The following is a 19525-nucleotide window of genomic DNA, read 5'->3' on the forward strand; positions in this document are numbered from 1 at the left end:
AAGTTGGGTAGGCATTATGAACCAGAGGCATTGGATCAATTTCTACCTTGGAACTTAACTGAAAAAATCAAGCCTTTAAAGTAATTGGGGATGTTTGTCTAGGTGGGGAGAATAGACGCTTACATAGCTGCTATCATCAACACCTATGGGAAGGTTTTCTCTATTATCGGAATCTATGGTTTTTATTTGATCATCAATTTTGGCTTTACTGTATTCAAATTCAACGGGAGGTAATGTTTTTTTCTGGTAGGAATTGTCGAGTTTCTTTTTGTAATTACATTGAATAGCTGATTCTAAAACGGTGAGGATTGGGCTTTTTGAGTCTTCAGGTAGTTGCTGATGACGATAGTTAAAGTCTGTTGAACGTACTAAGCAGTTTTTACCAATAGATTCATTTTCAAAGTGATGGAACATTAAGACTCGTTGGCATAGGCGGTAGGTTCTTATTTCAAAACCAGAACGGTAACTGGAAAATGGGTCGTGGCGACCATCCCATAAGCCACTGTCATCTGGTTTAGGTGCTGTATCATGGTGCTCACCATAATCAAACACGGTCTCAAACATCCACTCTGAGGGGAGTACTGCGTTTGTATTAGGAAAGTAGGGGGCTATATTGCCGTATTTGATACGTTTTAAATATCTTTGGGCGGAACGACTGCTACTATTTCGATTGCGTTCATTGGCTTGAAATAAGTTGATGCTGTCTGAATTTTCAGACTTATATTCATAGCTAATCACATTGCCTTTATCATCATGACTTTGGCAAATTAACCAGCTATAGATTTGTGTTGAATCGTTAGGATTAGTAATACGGCTATTCTCAGTCTTTCCATACCATGTGGTGATGTTATCCTTAGAAATGGAACGCCAGAGTCGGTCTTTTGAGTCAGTTATATTTGTCCAAAGCTCTATACGAGCGAACAATCCTTCTATCCGTGGCCGGTAACGCTGAATGCTATAAGTTACGTTATCAAATGTAACGGCTGGAACGATCTCTGGCTCCCATTGACCTTCCGCAGTTTCTACCAGAACTGGAACCAGATCTTCGGCGCCAGAAAGAATAAATACATCTGCATCTTGGTACTGAGGTAAACCTTTATCGGTTTTTCGGGTGATGGAAGGAAGTGGCAGATCCCAGCCTAAACCAAAAGCTCCGTTTCCTGCACCAGAATTGTAAGAAAGTGAAAGTTGAGGCCCAAAACCAGAACGTCCGGGGCTGGTCACAATGGGAATAGTGAGAGACCCTGTACCTGTAACAGGATTGGCGGCAAACTTCTCACCGATACCGCGAATAGCACCACCACCTTTTGGAAGTGATATTTCAGGTGCTGATACAAAGTCGTTATTATCCTGACTTGATGTTGCAGATTGCTTATCTTGATCCATTACACTATCCCAAATGAAATATTTAATGAAGATAAAAACGCGACTAATAAAATACTGCGTGATTATTTTGTGAATCTCATCACACTTTCCGTTAGTCTATACCTTTATATTCACTACCGTACACTTTTCTCTGTCTTACCCGATGAGGTAAGGCAGAACTAAGGAAGTGTTTTTCTTCTCTCTGTAGGTGTTTTAATAGCCGCTTTCCCAATACAAATAAACTCTAGTCACAACGTCTTTGTGCTAGATAATTTTATTCAAGACCTTTTCTTCGTAAGCTCCCCAATAAACAACTGTCCCTACCACAATGCTGCGTTTACGAGTGAATTAAACCGCTGATATTTCAGTCATACCGCCTTGTTCGGGGCTAAAGTACCCACTGCTGAAAATAAGGGAAACGGAGCGATAGTAATGTGATGATTTTTAGTTCACAGTAGGCGACAGGAGTCTTAATTATTGCATGAGGTAGGATGGCGCACTAGTATGATGGAATAGGTTACTCAGTACTTCCCTGTAGTTTTACATACTATTTTACGCCCAGATAATACGAAGAGATTTGAATTATTGCCGTGTTTAAAACACAAGAAGTAAAGCGAACAAGTTAATGAATAAAATTAGCTTTTATAGTGAGTGGCTGTGGTGTATTTTCTATGCTTAGAGTTATCCACATTTTTTGTGGATAACTCTGTTGATAGCTTGCAAAGAACGGGTTTAGATAGGCGGAAAATCAAGTACTTTGTTATATTGGACAAAAATAAGTCATTCTTACCTTGTCTTATATAATTCAATAACTTATATCGTTGTTAGGGTGCTTAATAAGGTTTAATTTTACTGTAGATGTAGCTTTAGTAGTTAAACTTGTATTATGTGAGTAAAAATCACAACAGAATATTGGTATTGAATTATTTATCTTGACTTTGTAATTTTACAGCAGTTCCATAAGCTAGGATTTCTGAAGCATTGGCCATAATTGCGCTAGTGGTAAAGCGAACATTAACAATTGCATCAGCACCGCGTTTTTTTGCCTCGTCAACCATGCGTTCAATAGCTGTATCGCGGGCATCCGCAAGCATTTCTGTATAGCCTGCTATTTCACCACCAACAATGCTTTTTAAGCCTGCCATTAGGTCACGGCCTACGTGTTTTGATTGTACGACGTTGCCAGCAACAATGCCTAAATTTTCGGTGATGATTTTGCCCGGTATGTCAGGCGTTGTGGAGAATTGCATAGTGTTTTCCTTAAGTGAGGTAAGTTTATTGTACTGTATCAGTTTGCATTAATTCAGGAACAAATAAGGCAGGATCTACTTTGGTTTTGTTTAAATAAACATTCCAGTGTAAATGCGGCCCTGTAACACGACCTGTAGAACCGATTTCGCCGAGTTTAGTGCCGGTTTCTACAAGCTGTCCTGCTTGTACTGTTATTTTCGACATATGGAAATAGCCTGTTATTAAACCTTGTCCATGATCTAAGAAGACAGTATTACCATTATAATAGTAATTGCCGGTATTGATAACTACGCCAGGGGCTGGCGCAGTAATGGCTGTGCCAGTTGATGCAGCAATATCTAAACCGCTGTGTGGATTTTTGGGTTGATTATTAAAAAAGCGTTTTAGGCCAAAAGGGCTACTTAAGCGACCTTGTACAGGTAAACTAAAAGATAAATCATCAACGGGCTGTTCAGTCCAGGTATTTAGAGCCTTGTTGATAGCGGGGCGCTCACTGCTGATACGTTTAAGGTCGTCTGGGTTGGGGTTAACCATCCGTTTATTTTTTAGGGTGATGTATTGTGCGGGATAGTCTTTAGCATTAACCTCAAAATTGCTTTGCGTTTTTTGTTTGCCTGACTGTATCGTAACCGAGTATTGACCTACTTTGGTATTGAGAGGAATACCAACGACGGCGACCCATTTGTGGTCATTTTCTAAAACTAAGACGCGTTTTTTTTGAAACAGGGCTTGAGGCGCAGGGCTAGTGATCGGGCCTAGTTCTATATTAACAATACCACCTGGGACTGCTAATTGTTTGGGTAATGGGCTGCTGAATGCTAATTGGGGAATAACTAATAAGCAGGCTAATAGGGCTTTATTCATGATTAACTTCCTGTATTATGCTGGTAACTGTACCGCTAGAGAAACGTGTTTTAATCGTTTGCCCCACTTTTAATTGTGCGCTTGATCTAAGTAGTACGTTTTCTTCATTACTGGTTAATGTGTAACCGCGATGCAAAGTTGCTAATGGACTGACAATATTCAGTGTTTGGCTTAGTAAGGTGAGCTTTTGTTGTTTCTCGTGCAGTGTATTTTTTATGCTACTGTTTAAGCGGCTATTAAGTGTTAAAGAGTGATTTTTTAAGTGTTGTATTTTATGTGCTGGATTAAATTGCCAGAGCTGAGCATGATGCGCTTTAAGGTTTGATCTTGCTTGGTTTAATTGGTTTTGCAAAGTAGATTTTAAGCGCAATTCTAATTCATCTAGTCGTTGTGCTTGTATTTGTAAGCGTTTGCCAGGGTGCTGCTGATTTAGATTTTTAGTGATCCAGTCTAAATGGTGAGTATGCTGCTGTAATTTGTTTTGTATTAATTGCGTTAGCTGATATTCATAGGCTTGAAATTGCCCTAACCATTGTTGAACATCGGGGGTGCAATGTTCGGCTGCGGCTGTTGGTGTTGCAGCGCGTAAATCGCTGACATAATCTGCTATTGTGGTGTCTGTTTCATGCCCAATGCCACTGACAATCGGAATGCGACTTTTAAAGATAGCCTTGGCGACCATTTCTTCGTTAAAAGCCCATAAGTCTTCTAAAGACCCACCACCACGAGCTAAAATCAAAACATCGCATTCTTTGCGTTGATTAGCATTGATAATGGCTTGGTTAATGGCGTATTTTGCTTCATCCCCCTGTACCATGACGGGGTAAATGATAATGGGAATTATTGGAAAACGGCGCTTTAATACTGAGAGTATATCGCGTATTGCAGCACCGGAAGGTGAGGTGATAATACCTATGCAAGTCGGTATCAATGGCAGCGTTTTTTTATGTTCAGAGGCAAACAGTCCTTTTGCTGCGAGTTTTTCTTTAAGTTGTTCAAAAGCATGGCGTAGCGCACCATCACCGGTTTCTTGTAGCTGATTAATAATTAACTGATAATCGCCTCGTGCTTCGTATAAGCTAACATTCGCACTTGCTTGAACTTGTAAACCATTTTCGGGTTGAAATTTAAGGCGTTGTACTTGGCTACGAAACATTGCGCAACGAACTTGGGCGCGCTCATCTTTTAAAGTGAAGTAGATATGCCCTGATGAAGGGCGGCTTAAATTAGAAATTTCACCACTGACTTGTACAGCAAAGAAATTCTGTTCTAATAGGGATTTGACGCTACTATTAAGTTGCGACACACTAAAAACTTTTGTTGCTGAGTGACTAAAGGAGTCCATTGATTTAGCTTTTTTTCCTATTTTCTCGTTCGACTAGCTGCATATAACATTGAATTTTTGTTTCAGTAGCGGGAGAGGCATTAATAAGTTGTACGCCAATCAACTGAGTTTTATCATCTCTATCGGGTATTAATGGGCGTTGATGACGAATTCTTAAGGCAATATAAAAATGACCTATTTCTGGTAGTTCTATAAAACAGTTATCGAGTGTATTGTTGATTTGAAAATCGTCTGTTAAATCTTCAGCTTCTATTTGTAAACATAAACCAGAAATACTTAAATCTTGAACTTTTAATGCTAATTCTTTTACCTCCTCTTGATTATCTAAGGTGACTTTTACTTTTATGGTACATAGAGCCGGGTTAGATATCGGTGATCTAACCCGATAGAACTTACGGCGTTCAATCCAGTAGAGTGTTTCAGGGGTAGATAATAAAAAGGCTGTGCTACCTTTTATATTTGTTGTTACTATGCTCTTATGTGAAAACTGAACTTGTATGCCTGAAACGACGCAATTAAATATAACTTCGTCAGCTTCAAGAAGTTTTTTGTTCAAGTAATCTTTGGGCGCACAATCTAAGGTTAATGTTTGTTTTTTTTTGTTAACATCTGTAATCGCAGTGATGAATGACTCTTTAGCTTCTCCAAAGTGTGCGCTAATTAAGCAGCCTTGTTGCCATATAAGGGTCAGTTTGCGCAGAATGTCAGCATTATTTTTGATAGAAAAACTGGGTTCTGAAGACATAAGCAAATAAATAATTAAGCAATGAATAAGCTATTGTAGAATAATCTGTATTATCTGTATATTGATTGGGAGGGAAGATGGGTTGGCTGTATTTAATGGGGGCGAGTATTGCAGAAATATTTTTTGCTTTGAGTCTCAAATATAATGAAGGGTTTACCAAATTAATTCCTTCAATTGTCACCGCTGTATCAGGTGCAGGAAGCTTTGGTTTATTAATGTTATCGATTAAAACCTTGCCTTTAGGGACTGCCTATGCAATCTGGACAGGCGTAGGTGCAGCAGGTATTGCCATCGCGGGTATTTTTTTATTTAAAGAATCAGTAGATATTTACCGTTTATCATCTATTTCACTTATTATTATGGGCGTAGTGGGTTTGAAATTATTTACGGGTGAATAATGCTGCATATTCTGAATAAACGTGTTGAATACGATGTTTTTTTTCGGCGGATTGCACAAGGAGATGCGCTAATTTTTATGGGTAGTGCTGTGTTAGCGTTGTATAGCAAAGCGCAAACTGCTGAGCAATTACAGCAGTATTGTCAGAATTTCCAGTGTTATGTTTTAGAGCCTGATTTATTAGCAAGAGGGCTTGTGCATGATGAGATCATAACGAATATCAAGCGAGTTGATTATTCAGGGTTTGTTACTTTAACGACTGAGCATGAAGTGATTAAAACATGGAATTAGAAATAAAGGGGCAACATATTGAAGTAACAGAGCAAGGTTTTTTATGTGATATGACGCAATGGAATGATGAGGTAGCGGTATATCTTGCTCAGTTAGAGGGGATTGTTTTAAGTGTTGAACATAGGGAAATTCTATTATTTTTTCGTCAGTTTTATCAAGACTATCAATATTTACCCAATGCGCGTGTTTTTGCTAAAGCTATTAAGAATACATTAGGTGAAGAAAAATCGAGTAGCCGGTATTTGCTAAGATTATTTCCTGAAGGGCCATTAAAGTATGCGGCTAAGATAGCGGGTTTGCCTAAACCGCCCAGTTGTTTATAGTATTTTTTACTTAGTTTTCACTTTGCTTAAATCGATGAATCTGGCGACGTTGTTTTTTATTCGGACGTTGCGTGGGTTCATCTGATATCAGTAGGCGCTCCGCACGTCTTTGTGCGACATCTCGCGCACGTTTTAAGCGACTCGCTTCTGATTCTGAATATAATAAAATGGCTTCTGCAGCGGGTCTGCGTTGGGCGTTTATACCTAATACGGTAATATCCCAGCTGTACTGGTCTTTATGAATGACTAAAGTATCATTAACTTTAACGTCTTTACTCGGTTTAGTGCGTTGTCCATTCAAATGAACTTTACCACCCGATACCGCGTCGGTGGCGAGTCTGCGCGTTTTAAAAAAACGCGCAGCCCAGAGCCATTTATCTAGCCTAATAGAGTCGAGTTGTTGCACTTTAGCTTTCAGACCATGCTTTATAGCCACCCGCTAAACTCACTGCATTAGTATAGCCTAGCTTATGTAAAGTTTCGGTAGCTAGAGCAGAGCGCCCACCTGATTGGCAGTAGACAATAATTTTCGCAGCGTGTTGACCTGCAAAATCAGGGTGGTTGTTAATTTGAAATTCCAGTACGCCACGAGGAATATTGATGGCATTAGGTAGTTGTCCTGCAGCAAATTCAGCCGGCTCTCTAACATCTAAAATAAGGTGTTCTGATAGATCTTGTTTTGCTTCAGCGACAGATATTTCAGAAATATTTTGTTTGGCGTTTGCTACTAAGTCCATTGCTGTCATTTTCATAATAAGCCTCTTTGCTAAGTGATTTAAACGTATATATTAGCAAACAATAATATTTAAAGTCTAGTTTTTTCATGAGTTACTGCTATTTTAAGGTAAAATAAACGTTTATTTGTGCTTTATTATTGAGGGTCTCCTGTGAATTTTGAGAAAGTTATTTTTGGTTTTTTCATTGTTTTATCACTCACACTAAATGTTGGGTTTTTTCTGGGTGAATATGATAATGCAGCCCATCACAGTGTTTTTGAGCTGTTTGCTGTGGTTGTGGTTAACTTAATTGCAACAGGTTTAAAATTGGGTGACCGTTCGCAAATTGGGGCAATTTTATTAGCGACTAGTTTAGTTGCTGATTTTGAATTAATTGCTGCCGCATTACGTTGGACTTTTGCTGTACATATTGCTGGTACAGGCGTTACGCCTGATGTAATGGCAAGCATTATTGCTCTTGCGGGGGGAGCTTTGGTCGCTAATATAATTTCGGTTGTTATTTTAGTTTCCGAGACCTTAATGTCAAGGTTGTAAGGTAAGGAGAAATCAATAAACCACCTGTATTGCATAGGGGGTGTTGGTCTTCAAGGCGTAGGCTTGGCGCATAGCTGGCTACGCAGTTTTTATCATAAAGAAGACGGACAAAAGGCTAGCAAGGTGATAGGGATTTATTGTGAGTTGCCTAAGTACAGAACTCTTTAAATAGAACTTAGTATTGATATAAATTATGAATTCAAGCCAGGATATAAGTCGCGTTACTTTTATTGTAATGCGCGAGATGCGTGCCCCCCTAATGGCCATATTAATTGTCTATGCACTGGCCATTTTAGGGATGGTGTTTATTCCAGGCCCTGAGTTGAATGGCGAGGTTCAGTATTTAAGTATTTTTCATGCTTTCTATTTTATGACTTATACGGCAACGACAACAGGCTTTGGTGAAATTCCTTTTGTTTTTAGTGATGCGCAGCGTTTATGGGCAATTGTTTGTTTGTATGTCAGTGTCGTGACTTGGTTTTATGCGCTGGGTAGTATTGTTCGTTTATTTCAAAATCGCTATTTTTTACGTGCAGTTGAAGAGTGGCGATTTGCTAAAAATGTAAATCGTATTGCTGGACCATTTTATATTGTCTGTGGTTTTGGTGATACTGGGAGCGTCTTGGTTAGAGGCATGAATGAAGCGGGCTTAAGAGTCATTGTTATTGACCAAAGTGAAGATCGTATTCAAGCATTAAAATTACGCAATTATAAAACAGCGGTTCCAGGTTTATGTGCAAATGCCAGTATTCCACGATATTTATTAGAAGCTGGAGTGCGGAGTGAAAGATGTCAAGCCGTTGTTTGTATTACTAATAATGAAGAGGCAAATCTAAAGATATCGGCTATAGTGCGTTTACTCAATCCTCAAACGAGGATTATTACCATGTCTAAAGTAGATGATTTTGAAGAAACTTTATCGACTTTAGGGGGGGAGGTGCATATTGTTGATCCGTTTAAAACCTTTGCGCGAGTGCTTAATGCGAGTATTAATAACACCGCTTTTTATGCTTTAAATAATTGGTTAGTAGGAGATAAAGGAGCGACGTTAGATAGTTATATTCAACCCCCTCTGGGGGGGTGGATTATTTGTGGTTATGGGCGCATGGGTCTTGAAGCCAACCGAGTACTGACAAAAAATGGTATTAAAACAGCGGTTATTGATCCGCATTCTAGGCGTAAAGAGGAAGAGATTGATACTTATGTTATTGGTCATGTTAATGCCAAAACATTAAGTCGGGCTGGTATTCATGAGGCAGTAGGATTATTGGCCGCTGATGCTGATGATGGGCACAATTTAGGTACTTTATTAAATGCTCGTTGTTTGAATAAAAATTTATTTACTATTGTGCGCCAAAATAGCCATGAAAATGAGGTCGCATTCTCTGAGGCGAATGCCGATATGATTATGCAGCCTACTTTGGTAACAGCAAGAAAAATATTGTTATTATTAATTGCGCCTTTATTAAAACCTTTTTTTAGGTATTTACTTGCTAAAAAAGCAGGGAGAGAGGAAATACTTAAAAATTTACTGGTTTTATTGAGAGAGAAAATTGGTAATCAAAAGCCTTGCTTAGTGACGATAGATTTTAATTCTGAAAAAAGTAGTGCAGTTATTCAAGCTTTAGATGAGGGCGAAGAAGTATTGCTAGGACATATTATTTCTGACCCTCGTAATCGAGATGTTGAGTTGGATTTAGTGCCCTTCGTTATTAAATCTTGTGGTAAAGAAATTGTCTTACCGGCTAAAGATTATAAAATTTTAGAAGGTGATCAATTGCTTTTTTGTGGTACCAGCACGTCTAAATATTTATTGAAATCTTCTATTAATAGTGAATACACGCTTTATTATTTACGCACAGGGCAATATAAGCCAATGGGATATTTTATGCAGTGGTATGAGCGCCGATTCAGTAAAGCGTAATGATGGTTTACAGAAAGGAGAGAGCAATATGAAAGAAAATGAAATTAAATGTGTTTTATGCGGACTTTCTGTAGAAATTAATGGTTTTACTGTTAATACGACAGAGGGCTTAAAGCTATTTTGTTGTGCAGGTTGTGTCTCAGTTTATCGTTTATTAAATGGCGATAAATTACTCGATTAGATCCTTTCTTGGGTGTACCCTGAGGCAGTCCACACTAAAATGCTAGCACTCTCTTTTTTCCATTCGGCAAGCACGAAGCGTTGTCCACTTAAATTATTAATTTTTAGGTCATGTACTGCTGGGCGGTGAGTATGCCCATGAATCAAACGTGTCGTTTTATATTTATGCATAACACTCACTATGGTGTCTTGATTAACATCCATAATATCTTGCGACTTTTTGCGTTTATGGAAAAAGCTGCGTAAACGATACCAGCGTGCATAAAGTATTCTTAATATTAATGGTTTAGATAAAACATTTTTTTGCCACTCTTCGCTGTGTGATTTTACGCGAAATGCTTGGTAAGGTAAGTCATCAGTACACAGTAAGTCACCATGCGTTAGTAAGGTGGGGGTGCCATATAAATCAATGACGCTGTATTCATCTAATAAAGTTATGCCACTTTCTTTGCTAAAGCGTTGACCAATTAAAAAATCACGATTGCCGTGTATATAGAAAATAGGGGTGCCTTGTTCCGTTAATGCTTTTAAATGCTTTTTGACCGTTTTAATGGGCGGGCTAAAGTCATCATCGCCAATCCAAGTATCAAATAAATCACCTAAAATATAGAGTGCTTTTGCTTGTTTGGCGCGCCCTGTTAATAGTTTTAGGAATTTTTGTGTTATTTCAGGGCGCTCAATGGTTAGATGTAGATCTGAAATAAAAAGCGTTTCGTTAGGCATTAGAATTAATCCTAAAATTATATTAAAGAAAAAACGGCTCATAAATGAGCCGTTTATGGGGATTACTTAGGAGGTAAATTCAATAATACCCAAAATCACTGCCAGCTCTTTGAGGACAGGCAGTGCTATTTAACTTAAAGTTTCGGATTTATTGAATGGTCATTCCTTACTGAACGATTTCAGCTTTTTCTATAATAATATCTGTTGTAGGCACGTCTTGATGACCGTTTTTGCTACCTGTTGCTTGTTTGGCCATTTCATCAACAATATCCATACCTTCAATCACTTTAGCAAATACCGCATAACCCCAGCCATTTTGTGTTGGAGCGCTGTAGTTTAGAAAATCATTGTCTTTATAGTTAATGAAAAATTGTGCTGTTGCTGAATCAGGTGCAGGTGTGCGCGCCATAGCGAGTGTGCCACGGTCATTTTTTAAGCCATTATCAGCTTCATTTTTGATCATGCCATGCGTTTCTTTTTGGGCGAAGCTAGTATCAAAACCACCACCTTGGGCCATAAACCCAGGAATGATACGGTGAAAAATGGTACCGTCATAAAAGCCTTCTTCGACGTAAGTAATAAAATTCTTTACCGTAATCGGCGCTTTTTCAGCGTCTAACTCAATAATGAAGTCGCCTAATGTAGTTTGAAATTTAACTTTAGTTTGTGTTTCTGACATTTTATTTTCCGTTGAAAAAGAATAAGTTGAAGTAAAGGACAGCATTAAAAAAAGGATTAAAGAACGCATAATGCTCACTATAAAAAGATGCAAAAGGTAAATTCTATGTGTTTTTATCTTGAAAGAGAAGCGTTAATCTTGGAAAATTGATTAGTTAAGCTCGTATACTACGAGCTATTAAGATTAATTTACCCTGAGTAGCGACGCAAAATGTTAAAAATTTACAATACTTTAAGTAGAGAAAAAGAAGTTTTTACACCTAAAGTTGAAGGTAAAGTAGGTATGTACGTCTGTGGTATGACGGTTTATGATTATTGTCATATAGGCCATGCACGTGTCATGGTCGTATTTGATATTGTTGCGCGGTACTTACGTTATTCGGGGTACGATTTGACTTATGTACGTAATGTCACGGATATTGACGATAAAATTATTCAGCGGGCTAATGAAAATAAAGAAGAGATTAGTGAATTAACGGAGCGCTTTATTGATGCTATGCATGAAGATGAGCGTGAACTATCGGTATTACCTCCTGATATTGAGCCTAGAGCAACAAAATCGATGGATGATATTATCCTAATGATTACAGCTCTGTTTGAAAAAGGTTTGGCTTATACCGGTAGTAATGGCGATGTTTTTTATGCAGTGGATAAATTTGCTAACTATGGTGCTTTATCAGGTAAGAAGCTTGATGAACTTCAGGCGGGTGAGCGGGTTGATGTGAATTTAGCCAAAAAGAACCCGTTTGACTTTGTATTATGGAAAAAGTCTAAAGTAGATGAGCCGTATTGGAATTCTCCTTGGGGACGAGGACGCCCAGGTTGGCATATAGAATGCTCAGCGATGGCAACACGCTGCTTAGGGCATCACTTTGATATACATGGTGGCGGCATGGATTTACAGTTTCCACATCATGAAAATGAGATTGCTCAGTCTGAAGGAGCGACTGGCGAAAAGTTTGTCAATGTCTGGATGCATAATGGTTTTGTGCGTATTAATGAAGAAAAAATGTCTAAGTCATTAGGTAATTTCTTTACTGTTAGAGAAGTGCTGAAGCAGTATCGCGCTGAAATTGTGCGCTTTTTCGTATTGTCCAGTCATTATCGTAGTCCTTTAAATTATTCTGACGAACAATTAGATGATGCGGGCTCAGCTGTTACGCGACTGTATACTGCTTTACGTGGCGTTGTTGTTGCAACAGATGTGCAGGCAACGGATTATACGTTGCGTTTTAAGCAAGCAATGGATGATGACTTTAATACCGCTGTGGCAGTTGCGGTTTTGTTTGATATGGCAAGAGAATTGAATAAAATAAAAAATAATGATGTTGAACTTGCTGCGCAATTAGCGGCCGAATTAAAAGAGTTATCCAGTGTTTTAGGAATTTTGCAGGATGACCCCGATGAATTCTTAAAAACAGCAGATGGCACGCAAGACAGCGGTTTAGCAGAGCAAGCTATCGAAGCATTGATAGCGCAACGTATTGCCGCAAAGAAAAATAAAGATTGGGCATTAGCTGATAAAATTCGCGATGATTTAAAGGCTCAGGGCATTGTTTTGGAAGATGTTGCAACGGGGACGAGTTGGCGCTACGAGTAAAGCTATTTGAATATTATAGAATATGTTTACGCAGGTACTTAGGTTTCGGCTTAGTAGGTGGGTTAGATAATGAAAGGAATTACGTATGAGTGAAATAAAAGATAAGTCGATAGAGCTGTTTCTTAATGAATTAGCAAGCCGATCAGCCACGCCTGGAGGGGGTAGTGTAGCTGCGTTGATGGGTGCGCAATCGGCCGCGTTAACGAGTATGGTCTGTAACCTGACGATTGGGAAGCCAAAGTACATTGAGGTTGATACGCAGATGCAAGCATTACTAGCTAAATCAGAAGCGTTACGAACAAGCTTAACTGAGATGATTAAAGCTGATGTGGATGTTTTTGATCGCTTAATGCTAGCTTACGGGCTACCTAAAGAGACTGATGAAGAAAAAGCGGCGCGTAGCAAACAAATCCAAGTCGTTTTAAAAGCGGCAACTTTGGTGCCTTTGGCGTGTGCTAAAGCTTGTGCGGAAGCAATAGAGCTTAGTCAGGAAGCAGCAGAAAAAGGAAGTGTTCATGTGATCAGTGATGCGGGGGCAGGGGCTATGTCGGCTTATGCTGGCTTAAAAAGTGCAGCATTGAATGTTTATATTAATACAGCAAGTTTAAAAGATCGTGCTTTCGCAGATGCGCAACTTATTGAACTTGAAAGTATTCTATCTGATGCTGAGTTAAAGGTAGACAATATTTACCAAGTTGTAAAAAATAAATTATAATTTTTTAAATAAAAAGTTGACGGTTAAGAATTAGGCGTTATAATAGTCAGCTCTTTAGGGAGTTAATTGCTACTTAGTGATTCAGCTTAAAGGCTTATAAATAGTTCGGGATATAGCGCAGTTTGGTAGCGCGCCTGCTTTGGGAGCAGGATGTCGGGGGTTCGAATCCCTCTATCCCGACCAACTATGCGCTTGTAGCTCAGCTGGATAGAGCATCGGCCTTCTAAGCCGAGGGTCACAGGTTCGACTCCTGTCAAGCGCACCATATTTCCTAAAGATACATCATTATGGTGGGCGTAGCTCAGTTGGTAGAGTCCCGGATTGTGATTCCGGTTGTCGTGGGTTCGAGCCCCATCGTCCACCCCATTAATATCAATAAGTTAGACTACCCTTAGTCTTGTTTTATTTTCCTCTGCAACGATTTTGCAACTAGCCGATGAATTATTAGCGTACTCCGCTAGATGCTCAGGCGCTAAATGTGCGTACCGTTGAACCATATCAAAACTGCTCCATCCTCCTAACTCTTTCAGTATATGTAATGGTGTTCCATTTTGTACATGCCAGCGTGCCCAAGTGTGTCTCAAATCATGCCACCGAAAGTTAATAATTCCAGCTCTAACTAAAGCTTTTCTCCATGCCGCAGTGCCTGCTTTTTTTATCGGAACCCCTTTGTAGGTAAATATCCTTGCGCTATGTTTGCCAATTTGTAATTTTATTACTGCAATAGCATCATCATTTAAAGGCACTCCGATCGCTTTACCTGCTTTAGCTTGATCGGGATGAATCCAAGCAACTCTACGTTGTAAATCTATCTGACTCCATTCTAATTCGAGTACGTTCGACTCTCTTAGTCCTGTTGCTAATGTAAATCGAGTCATATCAGCTAGGTGAGAAGGTAATTGAGTAATTAAGTTATTTGCCTCATTCTGAGTTATCCATCGCACCCTAATGTTTGGTTCTTTAAACTTTCGAATATGAGGCTTAGTATTAATCCACTCCCATTCTTTTATCGCTTTATTTAGAATAGTATTGATTAAGCTGGTAATCCGATTAACACGTGACTTACTTACTCCTTCATTTAATTTTGCAGTGATAATTCGCTCAATAAGCGCTTTATCAATCTCATGCAGGTGGATATTATCTAGGTGCTGTGAGAGCCAGCGCATAATTGATTTATCATCATCAATGCTCTTTTTATCAGACTCTTGTATGTATGTATCTAACTAACTACAGCCTGTTGCCAGAGATATTTTTCTTGCTCTCCTCCTTTAATTGTTCCCCAAGCTACTGCTTTTACCTTATCAGCCATTTCTTGAGCTTTTTCTTTATCGGCGGTGCTAGTAGTAGATCGGTATATTGTTTTTCCACCAATCATAAATTTGTAGTACCAGATTTGTTTTCTTTTGAATAACATGTGAGTTTATCTCCCCTTTTATTTACAGCGCCCTAGCTCGGAGAACAAGGGCTTTTATAGTGAACAGAGTACTTGCTAATTTTTTGTCGTGTACAGAGCAAAACCTTATTAATTAATTGAGCCATGATGCACACATTAAACTGCAACAGCAGGCTCGGTGTTTTTCAAGATAGTTTTTAAAAGCTAACAGAGCGTTTAGCTTTTTCTCATTAAATTCCTTCTTTCAGTGGGAGAGGGCTGGTGAGAGTGTTAAAATAAGCTGGGTTGAACGGTTGCATAGGGGGACTTTTTTATGACTAATATTTATCAGTGAGTAATATGAGTATGTGGGTACAAAAAGAATTTAACTTAACAGAAAAATCGAGAGGATTTCATTTAATTACTCAGGATGTTGTTAGTAAAGTTCCTGATTTGAGTTTAATTGAATATGGTCTGTTTAATTTATTTATAAAGCATACTTCCGCTGCTCTCACAATTAATGAAAATGCTGATCCAACCGTTAGGTCAGATTTTGAAAGTCATTTTAATCAATTTGTACCAGAAAAAGCACCTTATTATCAGCATGATTATGAGGGTGATGATGATATGCCCGCACATTTAAAAAGTAGTATTTTAGGTGTTAGTCTTAATATTCCCATTAGCCAAGGAGAATTAAATTTAGGTATTTGGCAGGGTATTTATCTTTGTGAACACCGAAATCATGGTGGGAGCCGTCAGTTTGTTGCGACTATTTCAGGGCAAAAGTATGCCTAAAGCTGTTCATTTGAATTTTGAAGAATATGGTCAACCTTCATTGCCCGATTTATTAATTATTCATGGTTTTTTTGCTTCTTCACGCAATTGGCGACAAATAGCTAAAAAGCTAGCTGAGCATTATCATGTCTATGTATTAGATATGCGTAATCATGGCGAGTCTCCGCATGTGCCAGAAATGGATTACCCTGAAATGTCTGCTGATATTGAGTTATTTCTTCATACGCATAATATAGAAGCCGCTCACTTCATTGGACATAGCATGGGAGGGAAGGCGGTTATGTGGTTTGCTTTACATCATGCTGCGCGTATTAATCGGCAAGTTATAGTGGATATATCGCCAGTGAGTTACCGGCATAGCTTTGATAATTTGATTTCTGCTCTACAAGCGTTACCTTTAGAGCAATTAACGAATCGTAAGCAGGCAGATAATTTGCTTTCTAGTTCTATTCCAGAGGAAAGTTTTCGGCAGTTTTTACTGCAAAACCTTGTGCTTAAAGAGGGAAAATATCATTGGCGTATTGATTTAAGTATTTTCGCAAAAACGGCTGATAATATTATCGCTTTTCCTGAGGTGGAAGCATTGCAGGCTTATACGCGTGATACATTATTTTTGGGCGGGGAAATGTCTGATTATGTCATAGAGGAAAGTGTTTACGCTTTATTTCCTAATGCACAGATAAAAATTATTCCTGGGGCAGGGCACTGGATACATGCACAGCAACCTGAAGCATTTTTACAGGCAGTTTATGGTTTTTTAAGCTGACTTTTTGTAAGGTTCGAAACTTTAAAGCATGTAGCACTGCCGGTGATTTCATAAGTCATTAAATCTTAATAAATAATATCAAGTATTTAGTGTGCTACTACCTACCTAGAACATCACTGTCATTAAGTTAATAGCAATAGAATATGGGGGCGCAGTGCTTTAGCCTGCTATTTTCAGCTATGAAAGCAGGCGCGCCCCAATGAGCTAATTCCTTAACTTAATGGCAGTGACCTAGAACATACTAAATAGGGTTTAGCGCAACTATTCAATGGCCAATTCTTTGATTTTTCGCGTTAGCGTGTTGCGGCCATAACCTAAAAGATTGGCTGCTTCATTTCGGTGACCTTGTGTGTGCATTAAAGCTGATTTAATTAAAATCCTTTCAGTTAAGGGGATGATCTGTTTGGCAATATTTTTTTCCCCTCGTTTAATTTTTTCTTCTATTGTATATTTTAAGCTTGATTCCCAGTTATTTCCTAAGTTAATTGATTTTTCAGCGCTCTGGATTGACTTTTTTTTGGCGAGTAATTCAGGAGGTAAATCAGCTAAATGTATTTCTCGGCCTGTTGCCATAACGGTAAGCCAGCGGCAAGTGTTTTCTAATTGGCGTACATTTCCTGGCCATGGTAAAGCGCATAAATAAGACTCGGCTTCAGGCATTAATATTTTTATCTCAGTACTTAACTCTTTAGCGGCCAAGCTGAGAAAGTGTTGCATTAGTATGGGTATATCTTGAGTACGATCATGTAAAGGGGGGATATGAATACGAATGACATTGAGGCGATGAAATAAATCTTCTCTAAATAAACCTTGTTCGACTAATTCTTCAAGGTTTTGGTGTGTTGCCGCAATAATACGTACATTTACTTTTGTGGGTGTATGGGCACCTACTGAATAAAATTCATTATCTGCTAAGACACGCAGTAGTCGCGTTTGTAATTCTGCTGGCATGTCGCCAATTTCATCTAAAAATAAAGTACCATTATTGGCTTGCTCAAAGCGGCCTATACGTCTTGAATTAGCGCCAGTAAAAGCGCCTTTTTCATGGCCAAATAATTCTGACTCCATGAGGTCTTTAGGGATAGCCGCCATATTTAAGGCAATAAAAGGTTCTTTAGTGCGTGGACTATGTCGATGTAGGGCTTTGGCGACTAATTCTTTTCCTGTTCCTGATTGACCATTGATAAGGACGGTGATATGCGAGCGTGCTAGCCGACCAATGGCACGAAATACTTCTTGCATAGCAGGTGCTTCGCCAATAATTTCAGGTGGAGCAGGTAGTTCCTTATTGGTTTTTGGTTTGTTGTTCTTCTGTTGCTCGTTATGTAGGCAGGCACGCATAACAATAGCTAGCATTTCTTCAATATCAAATGGTTTCGGTATGTATTCAAAGGCTCCGCCGTGAAAAGCGGAGACGGCACTATCTAAGTCAGAATGCGCCGTCATAATAATGATGGGTAATTTAGGGTGCGAATGTTGAAGCTTTTCTAGTAACTCTAAGCCATCCATACCATCCATACGAATATCAGACACTAAAGCGTCAGGCGTATCCTCTTTAAGTGCTTTAAGTAATGCATTGGCAGATGCAAAGCTGCGTGTCGCAATATTATTTTTTGCAAGTGTTTTTTCAATCACCCAGCGAATAGATTTATCATCATCAGTGATCCATACATGATATTTGTTAGTCATTAGCATTTCCTACGGGTATATAAATTGAAAAAATCGTTTCACCGGGGTTGCTGCTGCACTCGATGATGCCATTGTATTGGTTAATAATGGATTGTGCGATGGGTAAGCCTAGCCCAGTACCGTTACTACGCCCGGTAATCATAGGGTAGAAAATTTGGCTCATAAATTCTGCTTTTATACCTGCCCCGTTGTCGATAATGTCGATTTTCGCTGTCAGTTTATGGCGCTTTCCAGCAATGGTCATTTGCCTGAGAATACGGGAGCGTAAAATTATTTTTCCTGCATGATTATCTTCAATAGCCTGAGCTGCATTACGTACAATATTTAAAAATACTTGAATTAATTGGTTTTTATCAGCCTGTAATTCAGGGATACTAGGGTCGTAATCGCGCACTAATGTAATTGAATCATTAGTTTCGGCTTGTACTAGGTGTCTGACGCGCTCTAGCGCCTCGTGTAGGTTGAATGAGACTTTATTTGGGACTTTATTTGGGCCGAGCATTTTATCCATTAGTGATGTCATGCGGTCAGCTTCTTCAATAATAATTTGGGTGTACTCTGCAAGCTCATTGTCTTCTAGTTCGAGTGCTAATAATTGTGCTGCGCCACGTAAACCACCCAAGGGATTTTTTATTTCATGTGCAAAACCACGCATTAGCATGCGTGAGGTATTTTGTTGATCTAATAATTGTTCTTCTTTGGAGATGCGGATATGGCGATCAATTTGTCGTAGTTCAATTAAGATTTCTGTTTCTTTATTGGGTTCAATGATAGGGCTAACACTAATATTAATGGTGATATTCTTGCTTTGTATGCGTAAAGTTAATTCACGATTTACAAAGGCTTCATTGTGCGATATAGATTTCTCTAAGTCCTTAATGAATTTTGGATCGCTCATAAATAAGGATTGTGCTAACTTGCCCTTTAAATGTCTTGAGCTGTCCCCAAGTAATATTTCGCCTGCTGTATTAATGTAGGTTAGCTTTAGGTCTGCATTAAAAAGTAGAATAGCTACTGTTACGTTGTCCAGTATTTTGTTTTGCACAGTCATTTTCTTTTATGAGGGTATTGATTGAAGTAAAGCAATTTTCAAGCCAAGATAAACTATCAATTGAGTTTATTGCTTTAAAAGGTTGGGAATATAAATACGCTTGGTAAGAAAATTAAGCTACACTGCCAATTTGGTAAGCAAAGAATCAGAATTCAATAATATCCAAAACATTGCCGCTTC

21 protein-coding genes, 3 tRNA genes and 1 pseudogene are annotated in these 19525 nt (G+C 38.8%); 13 read left to right on the top strand and 12 right to left on the bottom strand.

Annotated features, from left to right (window positions below; translation table 11 throughout):
* Positions 1-75 precede the first annotated feature (75 nt).
* The 5 genes from BQ7314_RS00930 to BQ7314_RS00950 all read right to left on the bottom strand — a co-directional run bounded on the left by BQ7314_RS00930 (position 76) and on the right by BQ7314_RS00950 (position 5570).
* Complete coding sequence (locus BQ7314_RS00930) at positions 76-1386, bottom strand: SpvB/TcaC N-terminal domain-containing protein (protein ID WP_174481835.1); 1311 nt, start codon at positions 1384-1386, stop codon at positions 76-78.
* A gap of 902 nt (positions 1387-2288) precedes the next feature.
* A complete protein-coding gene (locus tag BQ7314_RS00935) occupies positions 2289-2615 on the bottom strand; it encodes a YbjQ family protein (RefSeq protein ID WP_174481836.1) in 327 nt (108 codons plus the stop codon).
* Positions 2616-2640: 25 nt separating this feature from the next.
* The gene (locus BQ7314_RS00940; RefSeq protein WP_174481837.1) at positions 2641-3480 is read right to left on the bottom strand and encodes a M23 family metallopeptidase; all 840 of its coding nucleotides are present in this window, start codon (positions 3478-3480) and stop codon (positions 2641-2643) included.
* Positions 3473-4825 carry an exodeoxyribonuclease VII large subunit gene (xseA, locus tag BQ7314_RS00945; protein ID WP_174481838.1) on the bottom strand — a complete coding sequence of 451 codons (1353 nt, stop codon included), beginning with the start codon at positions 4823-4825 and terminating at the stop codon, positions 3473-3475. The genes BQ7314_RS00940 and xseA overlap by 8 nt, the downstream gene beginning before the upstream one ends.
* Before the next feature lie 4 nt (positions 4826-4829).
* A complete protein-coding gene (locus BQ7314_RS00950; RefSeq protein WP_174481839.1) occupies positions 4830-5570 on the bottom strand; it encodes a flagellar brake protein in 741 nt (246 codons plus the stop codon).
* Between the two features lie 77 nt (positions 5571-5647).
* Here BQ7314_RS00950 and BQ7314_RS00955 point away from each other — a divergent pair, with 77 nt between their 5' ends.
* Genes BQ7314_RS00955 through BQ7314_RS00965 form a run of 3 tightly spaced genes read left to right on the top strand, consistent with a single transcriptional unit; the run spans position 5648 to position 6581 of the window.
* On the top strand, positions 5648-5968 hold the full coding sequence (locus BQ7314_RS00955; protein WP_174481840.1) for a DMT family transporter: 321 nt from the start codon (positions 5648-5650) through the stop codon (positions 5966-5968).
* Positions 5968-6258, top strand: coding sequence for a sulfurtransferase complex subunit TusB (gene tusB, locus BQ7314_RS00960; protein ID WP_174481841.1), 291 nt, complete (start codon positions 5968-5970; stop codon positions 6256-6258). The genes BQ7314_RS00955 and tusB overlap by 1 nt, the downstream gene beginning before the upstream one ends.
* Entirely contained in the window at positions 6249-6581 is a 333-nt protein-coding gene (locus tag BQ7314_RS00965) for a TusE/DsrC/DsvC family sulfur relay protein (protein WP_174481842.1), read from the top strand. Before tusB ends, BQ7314_RS00965 begins: the two co-directional genes overlap by 10 nt.
* 10 nt (positions 6582-6591) lie before the next feature.
* On the opposite strand, the gene BQ7314_RS00970 is transcribed toward BQ7314_RS00965, so the two are convergent.
* Both BQ7314_RS00970 and BQ7314_RS00975 read right to left on the bottom strand, forming a co-directional pair.
* Positions 6592-7017, bottom strand: a complete 426-nt coding sequence (locus BQ7314_RS00970) for an RNA-binding S4 domain-containing protein (RefSeq protein WP_245394867.1) — start codon at positions 7015-7017, stop codon at positions 6592-6594.
* Positions 6989-7333 carry a rhodanese-like domain-containing protein gene (locus tag BQ7314_RS00975; protein WP_174481843.1) on the bottom strand — a complete coding sequence of 115 codons (345 nt, stop codon included), beginning with the start codon at positions 7331-7333 and terminating at the stop codon, positions 6989-6991. The genes BQ7314_RS00970 and BQ7314_RS00975 overlap by 29 nt, the downstream gene beginning before the upstream one ends.
* Positions 7334-7468: 135 nt before the next feature.
* Here BQ7314_RS00975 and BQ7314_RS00980 point away from each other — a divergent pair, with 135 nt between their 5' ends.
* From BQ7314_RS00980 to BQ7314_RS00990, 3 genes are all read left to right on the top strand, one after another.
* Entirely contained in the window at positions 7469-7852 is a 384-nt protein-coding gene (locus tag BQ7314_RS00980) for a DUF6394 family protein (RefSeq protein ID WP_174481844.1), read from the top strand.
* 193 nt (positions 7853-8045) lie between these two features.
* A complete protein-coding gene (locus tag BQ7314_RS00985) occupies positions 8046-9776 on the top strand; it encodes an NAD-binding protein (protein WP_174481845.1) in 1731 nt (576 codons plus the stop codon).
* 28 nt (positions 9777-9804) lie between these two features.
* Positions 9805-9957 carry a metal-binding protein gene (locus BQ7314_RS00990; RefSeq protein WP_174481846.1) on the top strand — a complete coding sequence of 51 codons (153 nt, stop codon included), beginning with the start codon at positions 9805-9807 and terminating at the stop codon, positions 9955-9957.
* Here BQ7314_RS00990 and lpxH read toward each other — a convergent pair.
* Positions 9954-10679: a UDP-2,3-diacylglucosamine diphosphatase gene (gene lpxH, locus BQ7314_RS00995; RefSeq protein WP_174481847.1), complete on the bottom strand. Its 726-nt coding sequence runs from the start codon at positions 10677-10679 to the stop codon at positions 9954-9956. The two genes, BQ7314_RS00990 and lpxH, sit on opposite strands and share 4 nt — an antisense overlap.
* Positions 10680-10845: 166 nt before the next feature.
* Complete coding sequence (locus BQ7314_RS01000; RefSeq protein ID WP_174481848.1) at positions 10846-11427, bottom strand: peptidylprolyl isomerase; 582 nt, start codon at positions 11425-11427, stop codon at positions 10846-10848.
* Between the two features lie 141 nt (positions 11428-11568).
* On the opposite strand from BQ7314_RS01000, the gene cysS reads away from it, so the two are divergent.
* The 5 genes from cysS (at position 11569) to BQ7314_RS01025 (ending at position 14038) form a co-directional block, all read left to right on the top strand.
* Positions 11569-12957 (top strand): cysteine--tRNA ligase, encoded by a 1389-nt coding sequence (gene cysS / locus BQ7314_RS01005; protein ID WP_174481849.1) that lies wholly within the window; start codon positions 11569-11571, stop codon positions 12955-12957.
* An 85-nt stretch (positions 12958-13042) separates the two neighbouring features.
* A complete protein-coding gene (gene fchA / locus BQ7314_RS01010) occupies positions 13043-13672 on the top strand; it encodes a methenyltetrahydrofolate cyclohydrolase (protein ID WP_174481850.1) in 630 nt (209 codons plus the stop codon).
* Positions 13673-13778: 106 nt separating this feature from the next.
* Positions 13779-13855: transfer RNA gene (locus BQ7314_RS01015), tRNA-Pro, on the top strand.
* Between the two features lie 5 nt (positions 13856-13860).
* Positions 13861-13937 (top strand) — tRNA-Arg (locus tag BQ7314_RS01020).
* Between the two features lie 25 nt (positions 13938-13962).
* Positions 13963-14038, top strand: a tRNA-His gene (locus BQ7314_RS01025).
* A gap of 14 nt (positions 14039-14052) precedes the next feature.
* Here the strand turns inward: BQ7314_RS01025 and BQ7314_RS01030 are convergent.
* Positions 14053-15086: pseudogene (locus BQ7314_RS01030) on the bottom strand (tyrosine-type recombinase/integrase).
* A gap of 324 nt (positions 15087-15410) precedes the next feature.
* Between BQ7314_RS01030 and BQ7314_RS01035 the strand changes: the two are divergent.
* Complete coding sequence (locus BQ7314_RS01035) at positions 15411-15839, top strand: secondary thiamine-phosphate synthase enzyme YjbQ (RefSeq protein WP_174481862.1); 429 nt, start codon at positions 15411-15413, stop codon at positions 15837-15839.
* Positions 15832-16605, top strand: a complete 774-nt coding sequence (locus BQ7314_RS01040) for an alpha/beta fold hydrolase (protein WP_174481851.1) — start codon at positions 15832-15834, stop codon at positions 16603-16605. Before BQ7314_RS01035 ends, BQ7314_RS01040 begins: the two co-directional genes overlap by 8 nt.
* 261 nt (positions 16606-16866) lie before the next feature.
* Here the strand turns inward: BQ7314_RS01040 and ntrC are convergent, their stop codons facing one another.
* On the bottom strand, positions 16867-18294 hold the full coding sequence (gene ntrC, locus BQ7314_RS01045; RefSeq protein ID WP_174481852.1) for a nitrogen regulation protein NR(I): 1428 nt from the start codon (positions 18292-18294) through the stop codon (positions 16867-16869).
* Positions 18287-19339, bottom strand: a complete 1053-nt coding sequence (glnL, locus tag BQ7314_RS01050; protein ID WP_174481863.1) for a nitrogen regulation protein NR(II) — start codon at positions 19337-19339, stop codon at positions 18287-18289. Before glnL ends, ntrC begins: the two co-directional genes overlap by 8 nt.
* Between the last annotated feature and the right edge of the window lie 186 nt (positions 19340-19525).

The sequence above is a fragment of the methanotrophic endosymbiont of Bathymodiolus puteoserpentis (Logatchev) genome (genome assembly GCF_900128525.1).
GTDB lineage: Bacteria > Pseudomonadota > Gammaproteobacteria > Methylococcales > Methylomonadaceae > Methyloprofundus.

Bases quoted from the DNA above. Each gene is read 5' to 3' on its own strand.
- BQ7314_RS00985 (WP_174481845.1), top strand. From the start codon at position 8,046: ATGAATTCAAGCCAGGATATAAGTCGCGTTACTTTTATTGTAATGCGC.
- tusB (WP_174481841.1), top strand. From the start codon at position 5,968: ATGCTGCATATTCTGAATAAACGTGTTGAATACGATGTTTTTTTTCGG.
- BQ7314_RS01035 (WP_174481862.1), top strand. From the start codon at position 15,411: ATGTGGGTACAAAAAGAATTTAACTTAACAGAAAAATCGAGAGGATTT.
- xseA (WP_174481838.1), bottom strand. From the start codon at position 4,825: ATGGACTCCTTTAGTCACTCAGCAACAAAAGTTTTTAGTGTGTCGCAA.
- cysS (WP_174481849.1), top strand. From the start codon at position 11,569: ATGTTAAAAATTTACAATACTTTAAGTAGAGAAAAAGAAGTTTTTACA.
- BQ7314_RS00935 (WP_174481836.1), bottom strand. From the start codon at position 2,615: ATGCAATTCTCCACAACGCCTGACATACCGGGCAAAATCATCACCGAA.
- BQ7314_RS00940 (WP_174481837.1), bottom strand. From the start codon at position 3,480: ATGAATAAAGCCCTATTAGCCTGCTTATTAGTTATTCCCCAATTAGCA.
- BQ7314_RS00990 (WP_174481846.1), top strand. From the start codon at position 9,805: ATGAAAGAAAATGAAATTAAATGTGTTTTATGCGGACTTTCTGTAGAA.
- lpxH (WP_174481847.1), bottom strand. From the start codon at position 10,679: ATGCCTAACGAAACGCTTTTTATTTCAGATCTACATCTAACCATTGAG.
- fchA (WP_174481850.1), top strand. From the start codon at position 13,043: ATGAGTGAAATAAAAGATAAGTCGATAGAGCTGTTTCTTAATGAATTA.
- BQ7314_RS00975 (WP_174481843.1), bottom strand. From the start codon at position 7,333: ATGAAAATGACAGCAATGGACTTAGTAGCAAACGCCAAACAAAATATT.
- BQ7314_RS00950 (WP_174481839.1), bottom strand. From the start codon at position 5,570: ATGTCTTCAGAACCCAGTTTTTCTATCAAAAATAATGCTGACATTCTG.
- BQ7314_RS00930 (WP_174481835.1), bottom strand. From the start codon at position 1,386: ATGGATCAAGATAAGCAATCTGCAACATCAAGTCAGGATAATAACGAC.
- BQ7314_RS00965 (WP_174481842.1), top strand. From the start codon at position 6,249: ATGGAATTAGAAATAAAGGGGCAACATATTGAAGTAACAGAGCAAGGT.
- BQ7314_RS01040 (WP_174481851.1), top strand. From the start codon at position 15,832: ATGCCTAAAGCTGTTCATTTGAATTTTGAAGAATATGGTCAACCTTCA.
- BQ7314_RS00955 (WP_174481840.1), top strand. From the start codon at position 5,648: ATGGGTTGGCTGTATTTAATGGGGGCGAGTATTGCAGAAATATTTTTT.
- ntrC (WP_174481852.1), bottom strand. From the start codon at position 18,294: ATGACTAACAAATATCATGTATGGATCACTGATGATGATAAATCTATT.
- BQ7314_RS01000 (WP_174481848.1), bottom strand. From the start codon at position 11,427: ATGCGTTCTTTAATCCTTTTTTTAATGCTGTCCTTTACTTCAACTTAT.